This is a genomic window from Mycobacterium sp. UM_11 (assembly GCF_001414075.1).
In the GTDB taxonomy this organism is placed as follows: Bacteria; Actinomycetota; Actinomycetes; order Mycobacteriales; family Mycobacteriaceae; genus Mycobacterium.
The window spans coordinates 14,220-31,669 of record NZ_LATC01000060.1; the positions used below are offsets into that span (position 1 = coordinate 14,220).

At 69.5% G+C, this 17,450-nt stretch carries 11 protein-coding genes; 7 read left to right on the top strand and 4 right to left on the bottom strand.

Features of this window, described 5'->3' with window-relative positions:
- Window positions 1–4: 4 nt before the first annotated feature.
- Entirely contained in the window at window positions 5–601 is a 597-nt protein-coding gene (locus WU80_RS26130) for an SHOCT domain-containing protein (RefSeq protein WP_055403715.1), read from the bottom strand.
- 58 nt (window positions 602–659) lie between these two features.
- Here WU80_RS26130 and WU80_RS15870 point away from each other — a divergent pair, with 58 nt between their 5' ends.
- The 3 genes from WU80_RS15870 (at window position 660) to WU80_RS15880 (ending at window position 3,932) form a co-directional block, all read left to right on the top strand.
- Window positions 660–2,027 (top strand): FAD-binding oxidoreductase, encoded by a 1,368-nt coding sequence (locus tag WU80_RS15870; protein WP_055403714.1) that lies wholly within the window; start codon window positions 660–662, stop codon window positions 2,025–2,027.
- 85 nt (window positions 2,028–2,112) lie between these two features.
- Complete coding sequence (locus WU80_RS15875) at window positions 2,113–3,354, top strand: cytochrome P450 (RefSeq protein WP_197281261.1); 1,242 nt, start codon at window positions 2,113–2,115, stop codon at window positions 3,352–3,354.
- A complete protein-coding gene (locus WU80_RS15880; RefSeq protein ID WP_156349585.1) occupies window positions 3,351–3,932 on the top strand; it encodes a TetR/AcrR family transcriptional regulator in 582 nt (193 codons plus the stop codon). Before WU80_RS15875 ends, WU80_RS15880 begins: the two co-directional genes overlap by 4 nt.
- 13 nt (window positions 3,933–3,945) lie before the next feature.
- On the opposite strand, the gene WU80_RS15885 is transcribed toward WU80_RS15880, so the two are convergent.
- Window positions 3,946–5,085 carry an acyltransferase gene (locus tag WU80_RS15885; RefSeq protein ID WP_055403711.1) on the bottom strand — a complete coding sequence of 380 codons (1,140 nt, stop codon included), beginning with the start codon at window positions 5,083–5,085 and terminating at the stop codon, window positions 3,946–3,948.
- Entirely contained in the window at window positions 5,082–6,782 is a 1,701-nt protein-coding gene (locus WU80_RS15890) for a DEAD/DEAH box helicase (RefSeq protein ID WP_055403710.1), read from the bottom strand. Before WU80_RS15890 ends, WU80_RS15885 begins: the two co-directional genes overlap by 4 nt.
- Window positions 6,783–6,936: 154 nt before the next feature.
- On the opposite strand from WU80_RS15890, the gene WU80_RS15895 reads away from it, so the two are divergent.
- A complete protein-coding gene (locus WU80_RS15895; RefSeq protein WP_055403709.1) occupies window positions 6,937–7,533 on the top strand; it encodes an LppP/LprE family lipoprotein in 597 nt (198 codons plus the stop codon).
- Between the two features lie 44 nt (window positions 7,534–7,577).
- On the top strand, window positions 7,578–10,985 hold the full coding sequence (locus tag WU80_RS15900) for a TM0106 family RecB-like putative nuclease (protein ID WP_055403708.1): 3,408 nt from the start codon (window positions 7,578–7,580) through the stop codon (window positions 10,983–10,985).
- Between the two features lie 10 nt (window positions 10,986–10,995).
- Here the strand turns inward: WU80_RS15900 and WU80_RS15905 are convergent, their stop codons facing one another.
- A complete protein-coding gene (locus WU80_RS15905) occupies window positions 10,996–12,915 on the bottom strand; it encodes a DHA2 family efflux MFS transporter permease subunit (RefSeq protein ID WP_055403707.1) in 1,920 nt (639 codons plus the stop codon).
- A gap of 205 nt (window positions 12,916–13,120) precedes the next feature.
- On the opposite strand from WU80_RS15905, the gene WU80_RS15910 reads away from it, so the two are divergent.
- Complete coding sequence (locus WU80_RS15910) at window positions 13,121–13,900, top strand: hypothetical protein (protein ID WP_055403706.1); 780 nt, start codon at window positions 13,121–13,123, stop codon at window positions 13,898–13,900.
- Window positions 13,901–14,091: 191 nt separating this feature from the next.
- Window positions 14,092–17,450: multifunctional oxoglutarate decarboxylase/oxoglutarate dehydrogenase thiamine pyrophosphate-binding subunit/dihydrolipoyllysine-residue succinyltransferase subunit (locus WU80_RS15915; protein WP_055405786.1), on the top strand; the 3,359-nt coding region annotated here is incomplete at its 3' end.

The window sequence follows — 17,450 nt, forward strand, 5'->3', positions numbered from 1 at the left end:
TCCGTCACTCGCCGAGGATCTTGCGCTTCTGCTGCTCGAATTCCTCGTCGGTGAGCAGTCCGCCGTCCTTCAGCGCGGCCAGCCGCTCGAGCCGATCGACCGGGTCCGCACTCTGGTGGGCCTGCGCCGCCTGCATCGCGCCGAGCGCCTGCTGTTGCATCTCGGCGCCGCGGCGCATCATCTCGTCGCGGAAGGCGGTGGGGTCGGCGATGGCTCGGCGGATGACGTCGGTCATCGGCATGCCCATGACCTGGGCGCCCGCCAGGTCGGGGCGGGCCGCCGTCACGGCGTCGATGGCCGCGTCGGCCGTGGCGACCGGCCGGTGGTCGAGCTGCACGCGGCTGTGGTCCTTCGGGTCGAACAACACCGCCAGCCTCAGACCCGGCCGCGGCGGGCTCAGCTGAGGTAGCAGCGCGGTGACGCTGGCCTCGAACGGCGCTTCGCCCTCGGGCGTGACCCGCAGCAGCAGCTTCCAGCGAACCTCGGTGTTGTTGACCAGGTTCGGGTTGCCCACGGTGACCGAGATCGCCGACTGCTCGGCGGCCAGGACGTCCGCGATCGCACGGGTGCCGACTTTGCTGAGATCTTTGCGTCCGAACACCGTGCCCCTTCCAGGATCGGTCAACTGTACAGCGCGGACGGGCCCGTAGGATCGGGTCGTGAGTGCTGACGTCCTGGCCGAGCTGATCGCCGGCCTGCCCGACGGGATGGTCGTCACCGACCCGGCCGTGACCGAGGGCTACCGTCAGGACCGCGCCTTCGATCCGTCGGCCGGCAAACCGCTGGCGGTGGTGCGGCCGCGGCGCACCGAGGACGTGCAGACCGTGTTGCGCTGGGCGTCCGCCCACGGGGTCCCGGTGGTGACCCGGGGCGCCGGCAGCGGCCTGTCCGGCGGGGCCACCGCGCTGGACGACGGCATCGTGCTGTCGACGGAGAAGATGCGCGACATCACCGTCGACCCGGTGACCCGCACCGCGGTGTGCCAGCCCGGGCTGTTCAACGCGGAGGTGAAGCAGGCGGTCGCCGAGCACGGCCTGTGGTATCCGCCCGATCCGTCGTCGTTCGAGATCTGCAGCATCGGCGGCAACATCGCCACCAACGCCGGCGGCCTGTGTTGCGTGAAGTACGGCGTCACCACCGACTACGTGCTGGGCATGCAGGTGGTGCTGGCCGACGGCACGGCGGTGCGGCTCGGCGGTCCGCGCTTGAAAGACGTTGCAGGCCTTAGCCTCACGAAGCTGTTCGTCGGCAGCGAGGGCACGCTGGGCGTCGTCACCGAGGTCACGCTGCGGCTGGTGCCCAAGCAGAACGCGTCGAGCATCGTGGTGGCCGGCTTCGCCACGGTCGAGGCGGCCGTCGATGCGGTGCTCGGGGTCACCGCGCGGCTGCGCCCGTCGATGCTGGAGTTCATGGATTCGGTGGCAATCAACGCCGTCGAGGACACCCTGCGCATGGACCTGGACCGCGGGGCGGCCGCCATGCTGGTCGCCGGGTCGGACGAGCGCGGGCGGGCCGGCAGCGAGGACGCCGCCATCATGGCCGCGGTGTTCGCGGAAAACGGTGCGACGGAGGTGTTTTCGACCGACGATCCCGACGAGGGCGAGGCGTTCGTCGCCGCCCGCCGGTTCTGCATCCCCGCGGTGGAGGCGAAGGGGTCGCTGCTCCTCGAGGATGTCGGGGTGCCGCTGCCGGCGCTGGGCGCGCTGGTCACCGGCATCGCTCGCATCGCCGCCGAGCGGGACCTGACGATCTCGGTGATCGCGCACGCCGGCGACGGCAACACGCACCCGCTGATCGTGTACGACCCCGCGGATGCCGCGATGACCGAGCGGGCCCACCTCGCCTTCGGCGAGATCATGGACCTCGCCGTCGGGCTCGGCGGGACGATCACCGGCGAGCACGGCGTCGGCCGGCTCAAGCGGCCGTGGCTGGCCGGCTACCTCGGGCCCGAGGTGATGGATCTCAACCGGCGCATCAAGCAGGCCCTCGACCCGCAGGGCATCCTCAACCCGGGGTCTGGCATCTAGTTCCCGGTGCGCTGGAAGGCCCGCGGGCCGGGCTTTTGGCGACCGGCCGTTTGACATCTAGCGCATGTTGTCGTACGAATGAGACATGGCTGCGGTTATGTCTCACCAGGCGCCCGTCACCTTCGAGCTGGCCACCGCCGACACGTGGCCGAACGCCTGGCCGATGTACCGCGCGCTGCGCGACCACGATCCGGTGCACCATGTCGTGCCGGCCAACCGACCCGACCACGACTACTACGTGCTGTCCCGGCACGCCGACGTGTGGGCCGCGGCGCGCGACCATGAGACCTTCTCCTCCGCGCAGGGGCTGACGGTCAACTACGGCGACCTGGAAATGATTGGCCTGCAAGACAACCCACCGTTTGTGATGCAGGATCCCCCGGTACACACCGAATTTCGCAAACTCGTCTCACGCGGCTTCACGCCACGACAAGTGGAGGCGGTCGAGCCCAAGGTCCGAGACTTCGTCGTCGAGCGCATCGAGGGGTTGCGCGCGAACGGCGGGGGCGACATCGTCGCCGAGCTGTTCAAGCCGCTGCCCTCGATGGTGGTGGCGCACTACCTCGGCGTCCCCGAAGCCGACCGGGCGCAATTCGACTGGTGGACGGACGTGATCGTCGCGGCGAACACCAGCGACAGCGGCCTGGCCGGGGCGCTGGAAACGGTCGGTGACGCGGTCGGGTCGATGATGGCCTACTTCACCGGCCTGATCGAGCGCCGTCGGTCCGAGCCCGAGGACGACACCATTTCGCACCTGGTCGCCGCCGGGGTGGGCGCCGACGGAGACATCGCCGGCACGCTGTCGGTGCTGGCGTTCACGTTCACCATGGTGACCGGCGGTAACGACACCACCACCGGAATGCTCGGCGGCTCAATGCCTTTGCTGCACCAGCGCCCCGATCAGCGGCGGCTGCTTGCCGACGACCTGCGACTGATCCCCGACGCGGTGGAGGAGTTGCTGCGGCTGACCTCGCCGGTGCAGGGGCTGGCCCGCACGACCACCCGCGACGTGACGATCGGCGACACCACCATTCCCGCCGGCCGCAAGGTGCTGCTGCTGTATGGGTCGGCCAACCGGGACGAGCGCCAATATGGACCGGACGCCGGCGAACTCGACGTCACCCGCCGCCCCCGCAACATCCTGACCTTCAGCCACGGCGCGCACCATTGCCTGGGCGCCGCGGCGGCGCGGATGCAATCCCGGGTCGCGCTGACCGAACTGCTCACCCGCTGCCCGGATTTCGAGGTCGACGAGTCCGCGATCGTCTGGTCGGGCGGAAGCTATGTGCGGCGCCCGCTGTCGGTGCCGATCCGGGTGCGGTCCTGATGCCCACCGACTGGCTGGGCGCGCACCGCAGCGAAGCGGCCGCCGACCGGATACTCGACGCGGCCGAGCGGCTCTACACCGAGCGCGACCAGGCCTCGATCGGCATGAACGAAATCGCCAGGGCGGCAGGGTGTTCCCGCGCGACGCTGTACCGGTACTTCGAGAACCGCGAGGCGCTGCGGACCGCCTACGTGCACCGGGAAACGCGTCGGCTCAGCCGCGCGATCAAGGAGCAGATCGGCGGCGTCGACGATCCCCGCGAGCGGCTGGTCGCCAGCATCACCGCCACGCTGCGGATGGTGCGCGACAGCCGCGCGCTGGCGGCGTGGTTCGCCGTCACCCGGCCGCCGATCGGCGCCGAGGTGGCCGGGCAGTCCGAGGTGATCACCGCCCTGGCGGCCGCGTTCGTCGGCTCGCTCGGGCCCGAAGACCCCGCCGTCGTGGAGCGCCGGGCGCGCTGGGTGGTGCGCGTGATCACCTCGCTGCTGCAGTTCCCGGGCCGCGACGAGGCCGACGAGCGGGCGATGATCGAGGAGTTCGTCGTCCCGATCGTGACGCCGGTTTCCGCCCGTCGGTAGGCGCCGCGTCGGCTCAGGTCCGCACGCGGGTGAAGCGGTGCAGAAGCCAGGCCAGCGGGATGGTCAGCACCAGCGTCGCGAGGAACAGGTTCAGCATCGGGCCGGTGTAGACGTGGGCGCGCACGATGTAGACCATCGCGAATTCCATGGTGATCAGGTGGATCAGGAAGATCTCGTAGGAGATCTCCCCCAGCCACACCATCGGCCGGGTGGCCAGCAGCCGGTAGTACCAGCCCTGATCGCCCAACGCGAGCGGCGACACGGCGAGCGCGGCGATCACCGCGTAGAAGCAGGTTTTGAACAAGGCCTCGCTCAGCGTGGCCGGCGATGTGGTGGGCGCGCCGGCGATCGGAGTCGACACGATGAAGTAGCAGACAATGGCCAGCGGTATGGCCACGAACGCGTACCCGCGCACGTTCATCGCCTGCAGCACCGCCAGCAGCATCCCGGCGAGGAACCAGGCCAGGTAGGTGGGCAGCCACAGCCGTGCGCCGTCGGGAAACCAGTGGTCGGTGTGTACGAGCACCAGCCAGGCCGGGCTGATCAGCGTCATCGCGGCCAGCGCGCCCAGCAGCAGTCTCGGCTGCCATTGCCGCCGGCAGACCCACACCAACAGCACGTAGGCCAACACCGGAAGGATCACGTAGAAGGACGCTTCCACCGCGAGGCTCCACATCTGGGTCAGGCCCTGATGCAGATACTTGCCCAGGTAGCCGTTGCAGTAGATCTGCGTCAGCGTCAGGTTGCGCGCCAGGCCCAGCCACGTGTGCCCCGGGTTGGGTCCCGCTTCGCGGAAGTGATACAGCACGTAGGCGAACAGCACCGTGATGATGTAGGCCGGCATGATCCGCCGAACCCGGTGCCACGCATAGCGACTCACCGACGGCCCCGGCGCGCCCGTGGCGGCGGACTTCACCCACGGACGGAACAGCAGGAAGCCGGACAGCACGAAGAAGATCGGCACCCCGATCTCCATCCGGGAACCCACCAGCCCCCAATACCCGTGCGTGTACTTGCCGGTGGTGTAGGCCGCGTGGGTGCCAACCACGAGGAGGGCGGCGACGGCGCGGATGCCGGTCAGCGCCGCGACGCGGTCGACGTGTGCGGTCTGCTCGAGTCCGCCCTGGGCGTCCTGCTCTTCGGACAGGGTCATCCGGTGTGTTTCCTGCGCGGCTTCCCACCCTCCCGGCCGCGGGGCTTGGTCGAAGACCGGTCCGGTTGGAGGTTGATCAGCACTCCCGAGATGCGGGTGTGCTCGAGCTTTTTCAGCGTCGACTTGCCCAGCTTGGCCGGCAATTCCACCAGCGAGAAGTCGGGGCCGATCGCGATGTGGCCGAAATCGCTGCGATGCAGGCCGCCCTCGTTGGCGATGGCGCCCACGATCGCGCCAGGGCCGATCTTGTGGCGCTTGCCCACCGCGATGCGGTAGGTGGCGAAAGACCGGTCCTGCCTTGGCCTTTCGGTACGCTCCCGGCGTTCGGTGTGCCGCTCGCGTCGTTCGCGGGGCGGCTCGGGCGCCATCAGGAACTCTTCGCCGTCGCGGGACTGCAACGCCAGCGCGGCGGCGATGTCGGCCAGCGGCACGTCGTGCTCGCGTTCGTAATCCTCGACCAGCTTGCGGAACAGGTCGATGCCCGGGCGGCCCAGCGCCGCGGTGATGGAATCGGCGAACTTGGCCATTCGTTGGGCGTTGACGTCCTCGACGGTGGGTAGCTCGGCCTCGGTGAGCGTCTGCCGCGTCGCCTTCTCGATCGCCTTGAGCAGGTGGCGTTCTCGCGGAGAGACGAACAACAGCGCGGCTCCCGACCGCCCCGCCCGGCCCGTGCGGCCGATGCGATGCACGTAGGACTCGGTGTCGTGCGGGATGTCGTAGTTGAGCACGTGCGATATCCGCTCGACGTCCAGCCCGCGCGCGGCCACGTCGGTGGCGACCAGGATGTCGATGCCGCCGTCGCGCAGCGCGGCGATGGTCCGCTCCCGTTGGCCCTGCGGGATGTCGCCGTTGATGGCGGCCGCGGAAAACCCTCGGGCGCGCAGTCTTTCGGCGACCTCCTCGGTGGCCTGCTTGGTGCGCACGAAGACGATCATCGCCTCGAACGGTTCCACTTCGAGCACCCGGGTCAGCGCGTCCATCTTGCGCGGCCCGGCGACCTGGATGTAGCGCTGCGAAATGTTCTCGGCCGTGGTGGTTTTGGCCTTGGTGGTGACCTCGAACGGGTCGTGCAGGTATTTGGTGGTGAGCTTGCGGATCGCCGGCGGCATGGTCGCCGAGAAGAGGGCGACCTGTTTGTACTCGGGGGTGTCGGCCAGGATGCGTTCGACGTCTTCGGCGAAGCCCATGGTGAGCATCTCGTCGGCCTCGTCGAGCACCAGGTAGTCCACCCGGGACAGGTCCAGCGTCCCGCGCTCGAGGTGGTCGATCACCCGGCCGGGCGTGCCGACCACGACTTGGGCGCCGCGCCGTAGCCCGGCCAGTTGCACGCTGTACGACGAGCCGCCGTAGATCGGCAGCACGTTGATCTTCGGCAGGTGCGCCCCGTAGCGGCTGAACGCCTCGGCCACCTGCAGCGCCAGCTCCCGGGTGGGCGCCAACACCAGCGCCTGGGTCGCGGTGCTGGTGACGTCGATCTTGGACAGGATCGGGATGGCGAACGCCGCCGTCTTGCCGGTGCCGGTCTGCGCCAGCCCGACGACGTCGGAGCCCGCCATCAGCGCCGGAATCGTCGCGGCCTGGATGCCGGTGGGCGACTCGTAGCCGACGTCGCCGATCGCCCGCAGGACGGCGGGGTGGATCTGCAGGTCGGCAAAGGTCGTAGAGGCAGCCTCGGGCGAGCTGTCCGGGTGGTTCATCGTCCATGGAGTCTAGTGGTGACCGCGAGCTCGGCGGAGCCGAGCGCTGCGGGTCACCACCATCGAGGTCTAGTGGTCAGGCTCGGGTGATCATCGGCACAGTTGCGCGAGGCCCGGCCATGCCTGGCACACCCGGGCGCGCGATGACGGTACGGTGCCCGATGTGTGGTCGCTACCTTGCCGTACCGAGCCACTGACCGGCTCGGCCGCCGTCGCGTTGATCGCCATGACGTTGACCGCCTGTGGTTCGGGAGACTCCACCGTCGCGAAGACGCCGCAGGCCACGACGACCAGCGAGACCCCGTCCATCACCGCCCCGGCCCAGCCGTCCGCCGCCGCACCGCCCGGCAGCGTCGCCGCGCCGGCCGACCCGTGCGCGGTCAACCTCGCGTCGCCCGTCATCGCCAAGGCGGTCTCCGAATTGCCGCGCGACCCGCGCAGCCAGCAACCCTGGAACCCGGAACCACTGGCCGGCAACTACAACCAGTGCGCCCAGCTGTCCGCGGTGATCATCAAGGCCAACACCAACGCCGTGAACCCGACGACCCGCGCGGTGCTGTTCCATCTCGGGCAGTTCATCCCGCAAGGGGTGCCCGACACCTACGGGTTCAACGGCGTCGACCCGGCGCAGACCACCGGCGACACGGTGGCGCTGACCTACCCGAGCGGCATCAACGGGTTGACCACCGACGTCCGGTTCCACTGGAACGGCAATTTCGTCGAGCTGATCGGCAACGCCCCGGGTCGCTAGCCGGAGCCGCCTTTGCGTCGGTCCCCTCCCCTACAGTTGCTGCTGTGTTCGTCACCGGCGACTGCATCGTCTACAGCGCGTCGGATCTCGCCGCCGCCGCGCGATGCGAGTACGCCCTGCTGCGGGATTTCGACGCGAAGCTCGGCCGGGGGTCCGTCGCCACCGCCGAGGACGACCTTCTCGCCCGCACCGCGATGCTCGGAAACGAGCACGAGCGACGCGAATTGGACCGGCTGCGCGCCCAGTACGGCGACGGGCTCGCGATCATCGGCCGCCCGGCCTACACGCCCGCCGGCCTCGCGGCGGCGGCCGAGGCGACCCGAAAGGCCATCGCCGCCGGCGCGCCCGCCGTCTACCAGGCCGCCATGTTCGACGGGCGCTTCGTCGGCTTCGCCGACTTTCTGGTGCGCGACGACGGGCGCTACCGGGTCGTCGACACCAAGCTGGCCCGCTCGGCCAACGTCACCGCGTTGTTGCAGCTGGCCGCCTACGCCGACGCGCTGGCCGCCTCGGGTGTCCCGGTGGCGCCCGAGGCCGAACTGCACCTGGGCGACGGCACGGCCGCGCGCTACCGCGTGCACGATCTAATTCCCGTCTACCGCTCCCAGCGCGCGCGGCTGCAGCGGCTCCTCGATGAGCACCACGCCGGGGGCGCCGCGGTGCGCTGGGACGACGAGGGCGTGGGCGCTTGTTTCCGTTGCCCCCTGTGCACCGAGCAGTTGCAGGCCCACGATGACCTGTTGCTGGTGGCCGGCATGCGAGTGGCCCAGCGGGACAAGCTGATCGACGCCGGAATCGTCACGGTGGCCGCGCTGGCCGGGCACAGCGGCACCGTGGGAGACCTGGCGCCGAGCGCGCTCGGCAAATTGACCGCCCAGGCGAAACTCCAAGTCCGCCAACGCGAAACCGGAACCCCGCACTACGAGATCGTCGATCCGCAGCCGCTGACGCTGCTCCCCGAGCCGGATCCGGGCGACTTGTTCTTCGACTTCGAGGGCGACCCGCTGTGGACCGTCGACGGGCGGGAATGGGGGCTGGAATACCTGTTCGGCATTTTGGAAGCGGGGCCGGCCGGCGCCTTTCGCCCGTTGTGGGCGCACGACCGGGCGGACGAACGCAAGGCCCTGACCGATTTCCTGGCGATGGTGGCCAAGCGGCGCAAGCGGCGGCCGAACATGCACATCTACCACTACGCACCGTACGAGAAGACGGCGTTGTTGCGGCTCGCCGGCCGCTACGGCGTCGGCGAGGATCAGGTCGACGAGCTGCTGCGCAGCGGGACGCTGGTCGACCTTTACCCCTTGGTGCGCAAGAGCATTCGAGTGGGCGCGGAGTCGTTCAGCCTCAAGGCGCTCGAACCGCTCTACATGGGCGCGCAGTTGCGGGCGGGCGACGTCACCACGGCCACCGGTTCGATCACCTCCTACGCCCGCTATTGCGAACTGCGGGCGGACGGCCGCAGCGACGAGGCCGCCTCCGTGCTCAAGGAGATCGAGGACTACAACCACTACGACTGCCGCTCGACGCAGGAACTGCGCAACTGGTTGATGTTGCGCGCCTACGAATCCGGCGTCGTGCCGATCGGCGCCCAGCCCGTGCGGGACGGCAACAGCGTCGAGGACCGCGACCGGCTTTCGGTGACCCTGTCGGCGTTCACCGGCGATGCCGCGGTGGGCGAGCGCACGCCCGAACAGACGGCGGTCGCGCTCCTGGCCGCGGCGCGCGGATACCACCGGCGCGAGGATAAGCCGTTCTGGTGGGCGCACTTTGACCGACTGAACTTCCCCATCGAGGAATGGGCGGACGACACCGACGTCTTCGTCGCCGAGCACGCGTCGGTCAGCGTCGACTGGAACACACCGCCCCGCGCGCGCAAGCCGCAGCGGCGGGTGCGGCTGCGTGGCGAGCTGGCCCGCGGCGAGCTGACGGCCGACGTCTTCGCGCTCTACGACCCGCCGGCCCCGCCCGGCATGGCCGACAATCCCGACCGCCGGGCGGCCGGACGCGCCACCGTGATCGAGGCCGACGATCCGGCGCTGCCCACCGAGGTGACCATCGTCGAACGAGTGGGCAACGACGGCAAGACGTTTCACCAGCTGCCGTTCGCGCTCACCCCGGGCCCGCCGATTCCGACGACCGCGCTACGCGAGTCGATCGAGGCGACCGCCGCCGCCGTGGCGGCCGGCCTGCCTCGGCTACCCCACAGCGCCGTGCTCGACATCCTGCTGCGCCGCGCGCCCCGCACGCGAAGCGGCTCCGCCCTGCCGCGAGGCTCCGACACCGTCACCGACATCACGGCCGCGGTGCTGGACCTGGACTCGTCGTACCTGGCGGTGCACGGGCCGCCGGGGACCGGGAAGACGCACACCGCCGCGCGCGTGATCGGGCGGCTGACCACCGATCACGGCTGGCGCGTCGGCGTGGTCGCGCAATCGCACGCCACGGTGGAGAACCTGCTGGACTGCGTGATCGACGCCGGGCTGGACCCGGCGCGGGTCGCCAAGAAGCGCAACGACCACAGCGCCCCACGCTGGCAGGAAATCGACGGCAACGCCTACGGCACGTTCATCGCCGGCACCCCGGGCTGCGTAGTAGGCGGCACGGCATGGGATTTCGCCAACGCCAACCGAGTGCCGCCGGGCGCCCTGGACCTGCTGGTGATCGACGAGGCCGGCCAATTCTGTCTGGCCAACACCGTCGCCGTGGCGCCGTCGGCGGCCAACCTGCTGCTGCTCGGCGACCCCCAGCAGCTGCCGCAGGTGAGCCAGGGCACCCACCCCGACCCGGTCGACACCTCCGCGCTCGACTGGCTGGTCGAGCGTCGGCGCACCCTGCCGGACGAGCGCGGCTACTTCCTGCACTGTTCGTACCGCATGCATCCCGCGGTCTGCGCCGCGGTCTCCGCGCTGTCGTATGAAGGCAGGCTGCAATCCCACGACTGCACCGCGGCCCGGCACCTCGCCGGATACCCGCCCGGCGTGCGCACGCTGACCGTTGCGCACCACGGCAATTCGACGGAGAGCCCGCAGGAGGCCGACGCGATCGCCGCCGAGGTCAAGCGGTTGCTCGGCGCGCCCTGGACCGACGAACACGGCACGCGACCGCTGAGCGCCTCCGACGTGTTGGTGCTGGCGCCCTACAACGCGCAGGTGACACTCCTGCGCCAACGGTTGGCCGCTGCGGGCCTCGGCGGGGTCCGGGTGGGCACCGTGGACAAGTTCCAGGGCGGGCAGGCACCGGTGGTGTTCGTCTCGATGACCGCCTCCTCCGCGGACGTGGTGCCGCGGGGAATCTCGTTCCTGCTCAACAGGAATCGGCTCAACGTGGCCATCAGCCGGGCCCAGTACGCGGCGGTCATCGTGCGGTCGGCGTCGCTGACCGAGTACCTGCCCAGCACGCCGGCGGGCCTGGTCGACCTGGGCGCATTCCTGGCGCTGACGGAGCCGGCGTGACGACCGGCCGCTAGCCGCCCGCCGAGTGCCGACCGTAACCGGTCGGCTCGTCGTCGGCATCGCGACGGGTGCCTCGCGGCAGGCCGTTCGGCCGTTGCGGTGGCGGTGCGGGCCGGTAGGCGCGCGCCGAGAGCTCGGTGACGGGACGCAAGCGCTGCCGCCCGTCGGCATGAGAGCCGTTGCGCGCGAACCCGATTGGTTCGCTCGGCCGAAGCGGGACCGCCCGCGGACCCCGCCGTGCGGGGGCCGGGCGCTGGCGCGGATCGGCCGCCGGCGGGGCGCCGCTTCGGCGCCCAGCCGCGGGGGTCGCCTCGGGCTCGCGCAGGAGGATGAATTCGACGTACTCGTCGTCGTCGTAGTCGTCGTCCACCACGTCGGTGGCCCCGTGCGGGTCACCGGCCACGGCCGATCGCGCGAAGCCGAGCAGGAACAGCGCGGCGATGATGCCGAACAGCGCGATGAAGGCCGGCAGCAGCACCGATTGCGACATGGCGGACGCGAACGGGTCGCGCAGGAACTCGGGCAGCTGCAAGCTGGGCGTCTCCTCGCCCCCGGATACCGGCTGCGCCGGCATCTCGGCGCCGATGCGCGACGTCATGAACGCGGCCATGCCCGCGCTGCCGAGCACCGCGCCGAGCTGGCGCACGGAGTTGTAGACCGCCGATCCCGCGCCGGCGAGGCGTGGCGGCAGATTCCGGGTGGCGGTGGCGGTCAGCGGCGACCACACGAACGCCATGCCGACGCCCGTCGCGAAGAACGGCAGCACCAGCCGCCAGATCGGCGTGGCCGGCGACATCTCGAAGGCCAGCCAGGTCAGGGCGATCGCCAGCACCGAGAAGCCGAAGCCCAGGACCGGCCGCGGATGATATTTGTCGACCATCCTGCCGACGAACGGCGCGAACACGCCGTTGGCGATCGCCATCGGCGCGATCAGCAAGGCCGAGCGGGTCGGCGACAGCCCGCACACGGCCTGCGCGTAGAACGTCAGCGGCAGCATCATCGCCGTCGCGGCGAAGGAGATGATCGCCACCCCGACGTTGCACAGCCCGAAGTCGCGGTCACGAAAGATCGCCAGGGGAATCAGCGGCTCGTCGGTGTTCATCGACTGCCAGAACACGAACACCGTCATGAACCCGATGCCGGCGACGATCATCGCCCAGATCCAGGGTTGCCAATGCGCGGCCTGGCCCTGCTGCAGCCCGAACACGATGAGGAACATCCCCGCACCCGACAGCGCCACCCCCGCCAGGTCGAACCGATGCGACTGGGTGGGCAGCACCGGGACCAGCCAGTAGGCCAGCGCGAGCCCCAGCACGCCGATGGGGACGTTGACGAAGAAGATCCACTGCCAGCCCAGCCCGTCGACCAGCACGCCGCCGGCCAGCGGACCGACCAGGCTGGCGACGCCGGCGGTGGCGCCCCACAGGCTCACCGCCACGCCGCGCCGCTCCGGCGGGAAGATCCGGGTGATCGTCGACAGGGTCTGCGGCGTGAGCACCCCGGCGCCCACGCCCTGCACGACCCGGGCCGCGATCAGCATGGCGGCGCTGCCCGACAGCCCGCACCACACCGAGGCGACGGTGAACACCACCAGGCCGATCAGGTACATGTTCTTGGTGCCGAATCGGTCGCCGAGCCGCCCGGCCACCAGCAGCACGACCGCATAACCCAGCAGGTAGGCGCTGGTCACCCAGATCACCGTGTCGTAGCCGATGTGCAACTTGGTCATGATCGTCGGGTTCGCGACGGCGACGATGGTCGAGTCGACCATGATCATGAAGAAGCCGATCATCATCGCCCAAAGCGCGTTCCAGGGCCGCTGGGAGTGCGGCGAATTCTGGGTGAGGAAGTTCCAGCGCTTGGTGAGGTGGGCTGGGTTGGGCGCCGCGCGCCCGGTCCCCCCGGGCGACGAAGGCGTCGCCGTGGTCATCTACCCACCTCGTTTCAGCTCCCGACGATGCCCGCTTCGACCGGCCCGGGCCGCCACAGACATCCAGCCTGCATTATTGCCGCTGGGGCACTTCGGGGCAGCCACGGATTCCATCCGGGGTGCACCGGGGGAAGGTTTGATGTTCGGTCGGCGTTGCGCGGCGGGCACGTTAGCCTGGTAGGACGCCATTTGCAGGAGAGGCAAGATGCGGGCCCGACGGAAGCGGTCTTCGAACCGGATTTTTAGCATGTCGCACGCGGATCAGGCGCCTGCGCCCACCAACGGCCGGCCCAAGATGTCCTCGCGGGCATTGGCCCAGGTCATCGAGCGAAGCTCGCGGATCCAGGGCCCGGCGGCCGAGGCCTATGTGACCCGGCTGCGCAACGCGCACCCGAACAGCGGCCCGGCCGACATCCTCGCCAAGCTGCAGAAGCGCTACGTGGGCATGGTGACGGCCAGCGGCATGGCGGTGGGCGCCGCGGCGACCATCCCCGGCATCGGCACGTTGAGCGCGCTGTCGGCGGCCGCGGCGGAGACGGTGACGTTCCTGGAAGCCACGGCGTTCTTCGTGTTGGCCGTCGCGGTTGTCCACGACATCCCCGCCGACCACCGCGAACGGCGCCGCGCCCTGGTGCTGTCGGTGCTGGTCGGCGACAACAGCAAGGAGGCGGTCACCCAGCTGTTCGGCCCGGCCCGCACCAACGGCGGCTGGATCTCCGAGAGCGTGGCCGCGGTCCCGCTGTCGTCGATGTCGCGGCTGAACTCGCGGCTGCTCAAGTCGTGGGTCAAGCGGTACACGCTGCGCCGCGGCGCCCTGATGTTCGGCAAACTGCTGCCGGTGGGCATCGGCATCGTGGTCGGCGGCGTCGGCAACTACTTCGCGGGCAGGAAGATCGTCCGCAACGCCAACCGGGCCTTCGGCGCCCCACCGGTGCGCTGGCCGCGGGCGCTGCACCTGGTGCCGCCGTTCCACGAAGCCGGCTAGCGAACGGCGATCGGGTGCTACCCCCGTCTCCCTGGCGAATCGCCGGCGAAAGGTTAGCCTTTATAGGGCGGAAACGTTGAGCATCGCCAGCGGTGTGACATGCTCCACAATCCGGGTCGGAAAACGCACAGGCGCCACGCAGCAGCTGCGAAAGCGCTTGCAGGACAGAGGAATTGAGGCGAACGGCGGTCGTGAGCAACATTAGTTCACCATTCGGGCAAAACGAATGGCTGGTCGAGGAGATGTACCGCAAGTTCCGCGATGACCCCTCGTCGGTCGATCCGAGCTGGCATGAGTTCCTGGTTGACTACAACCCCGAGTCGACGGGCGAACCCGCGTCCAGCGCCGGGGACGGCCAGGCCGCCCCGAGCCCGCCGCCCGCAAAGCCCGCCCAACCGGCCACCCAGATCGCTGCGCCCGCCCCGCCGGCGGGCGGCGACGGCAACGGCGCCTCCGCCGCGGCGCCGGCCAGACCGAAAGCCCCGACCCCCCCGCCCGCCGAAGGCGACGAGCTGCAGACGCTGCGCGGCGCCGCGGCCGCCGTCGTCAAGAACATGTCCGCCTCGCTCGACGTGCCGACCGCCACCAGCGTCCGCGCCGTTCCGGCCAAGCTGCTGATCGACAACCGGATCGTCATCAACAATCAGCTCAAGCGCACCCGCGGCGGCAAGATTTCCTTCACCCACCTGCTGGGCTACGCGCTGGTGCAGGCGATCAAGCAGTTCCCCAACATGAACCGGCACTACGCCGAGATCGACGGCAAGCCCACCGCGGTCACGCCGGCGCACACCAACCTCGGGCTGGCGATCGACCTGCAGGGCAAGGACGGCAAACGCTCGCTGGTGGTGGCCGGCATCAAGAAGTGCGAGACCATGCGCTTCGCGGAATTCGTCTCCGCCTACGAGGACATCGTGCGGCGTGCCCGCGACGGCAAGCTGACCGCCGAAGACTTTGCGGGCGTGACGATTTCGCTGACCAACCCCGGCACCATCGGAACCGTGCACTCGGTGCCGCGGCTGATGAGCGGCCAGGGCGCCATCATCGGCGTCGGCGCCATGGAATACCCCGCCGAATTCCAGGGCGCCAGCGAGGAGCGCATCGCCGAGCTGGGCATCGGCAAGCTGATCACGCTGACCTCGACCTACGACCACCGCATCATCCAGGGCGCGGAGTCCGGCGACTTCCTGCGCACCATCCACGAGATGCTGCTCTCGGACGCGTTCTGGGACGAGATCTTCCGCGAACTGGGCAACCCGTACCTGCCGGTGCGGTGGAGCACCGACAACCCGGACTCGATCGTCGACAAGAACGCCCGGGTGATGGAGCTGATCACGGCTTACCGCAACCGCGGCCACCTGATGGCCGACATCGACCCGCTGCGGTTGGACGGCAGCCGGTTCCGCAGCCACCCCGACCTGGAAATCCTCAACCACGGCCTGACGCTGTGGGACCTCGACCGGGTGTTCAAGGTCAACGGCTTCGCCGGTTGCGAATACAAGAAGCTGCGCGACGTGCTGGGCCTGCTGCGCGACGCCTACTGCCGCCACATCGGCGTGGAATACACCCACATCCTCGACCCCGAGCAGACGGCATGGCTGGAGGAGCGCGTCGAGACCAAGCACGTCAAGCCGACTGTGGCGCAACAGAAATACATCCTGAGCAAGCTCAACGCCGCGGAGGCCTTCGAGACGTTCCTGCAAACCAAATACGTTGGGCAGAAGCGGTTCTCGCTGGAGGGCGCGGAAAGCACCATCCCGCTGATGGATGCCGCGATCGACCAGTGCGCCGAGCACGGCCTGGACGAGGTGGTCATCGGGATGCCGCACCGCGGCCGGCTCAACGTGCTGGCCAACATCGTCGGCAAACCGTACTCGCAGATCTTTTCCGAGTTCGAGGGCAACCTCAACCCATCGCAGGCCCACGGCTCCGGTGACGTCAAGTACCACCTGGGCGCCACCGGTGTGTACCTACAGATGTTCGGCGACAACGACATTGCGGTGTCGCTGACCGCCAATCCGTCGCACCTGGAAGCCGTCGACCCGGTGCTGGAGGGGCTGGTCCGGGCCAAGCAGGACCTGCTCGACAGGGGGGCGGACGACACCGACGGAAAGAGCTTCTCGGTGATGCCGATGATGCTGCACGGCGACGCCGCCTTCGCCGGCCAGGGGGTCGTGGCCGAGACGCTGAACCTGGCGAACCTGCCCGGCTACCGCGTCGGCGGCACCATCCACATCATCGTGAACAACCAGATCGGCTTCACCACCGCGCCGGAGTTTTCGCGGTCCAGCGAGTACTGCACGGACGTCGCGAAAATGATTGGCGCACCGATCTTCCACGTCAACGGCGACGACCCGGAGGCGTGCGACTGGGTGGCGCGCTTGGCCGTGGACTTCCGGCAGCGGTTCAAGAAGGACGTCGTCATCGACATGCTGTGCTACCGCCGGCGCGGGCACAACGAGGGCGACGACCCGTCGATGACCAACCCCTACATGTACGACGTCGTCGACACCAAGCGCGGCGCCCGCAAGAGCTACACCGAAGCCCTGATCGGCCGCGGCGACATCTCGCTGAAGGAGGCCGAGGACGCGCTGCGCGACTACCAGGGCCAGCTGGAGCGGGTCTTCAACGAGGTGCGCGACCTGGAGAAGCACGGCGTACAGCCCAGCGAATCCGTGGAGGCCGACCAGATGCTTCCGGCGGGCCTGGCCACCGCGGTGGACAAGGCGCTGCTGTCCCGCATCGGTGATGCGTTCCTGGCCCTGCCGGAGGGCTTCAGCGCGCACCCGCGGGTGCAGCCGGTGCTGGAAAAGCGCCGCGAGATGGCCTACGAGGGCAAGATCGACTGGGCCTTCGGCGAACTGCTGGCGCTGGGTTCGCTGGTGGCCGAGGGCAAGCTGGTTCGGCTGTCGGGCCAGGACACCCGCCGCGGCACGTTCTCCCAGCGGCATTCGGTGATCATCGACCGCCACACCGGCGAGGAGTTCACGCCGCTGCAGCTGCTGGCGACCAACGCCGACGGGACCCCCACCGGCGGCAAGTTCCTGGTCTACGACTCACCGCTGTCGGAGTACGCGGCCGTCGGCTTCGAATACGGCTACACCGTGGGCAATCCGGACGCCCTGGTGCTGTGGGAGGCGCAGTTCGGCGACTTCGTCAACGGCGCGCAGTCGATCATCGACGAGTTCATCAGCTCCGGTGAGGCCAAGTGGGGCCAGCTGTCCAACGTGGTGCTGTTGTTGCCGCACGGCCACGAAGGGCAGGGCCCCGACCACACCTCCGGCCGCATCGAACGCTTCCTGCAGCTGTGGGCGGAGGGTTCGATGACGATCGCGATGCCGTCGACGCCGTCGAACTATTTCCACCTGCTGCGCCGGCACGCCCTCGACGGTGTTCAGCGGCCGCTGATCGTGTTCACGCCGAAGTCGATGCTGCGCAACAAGGCCGCCGTCAGCGACATCAGGGACTTCACCGAGATCAAGTTCCGCTCGGTTCTCGAGGAGCCGACGTACGAGGACGGCGTCGGCTCCTCGAGAACCGAGCGGAACTTGAT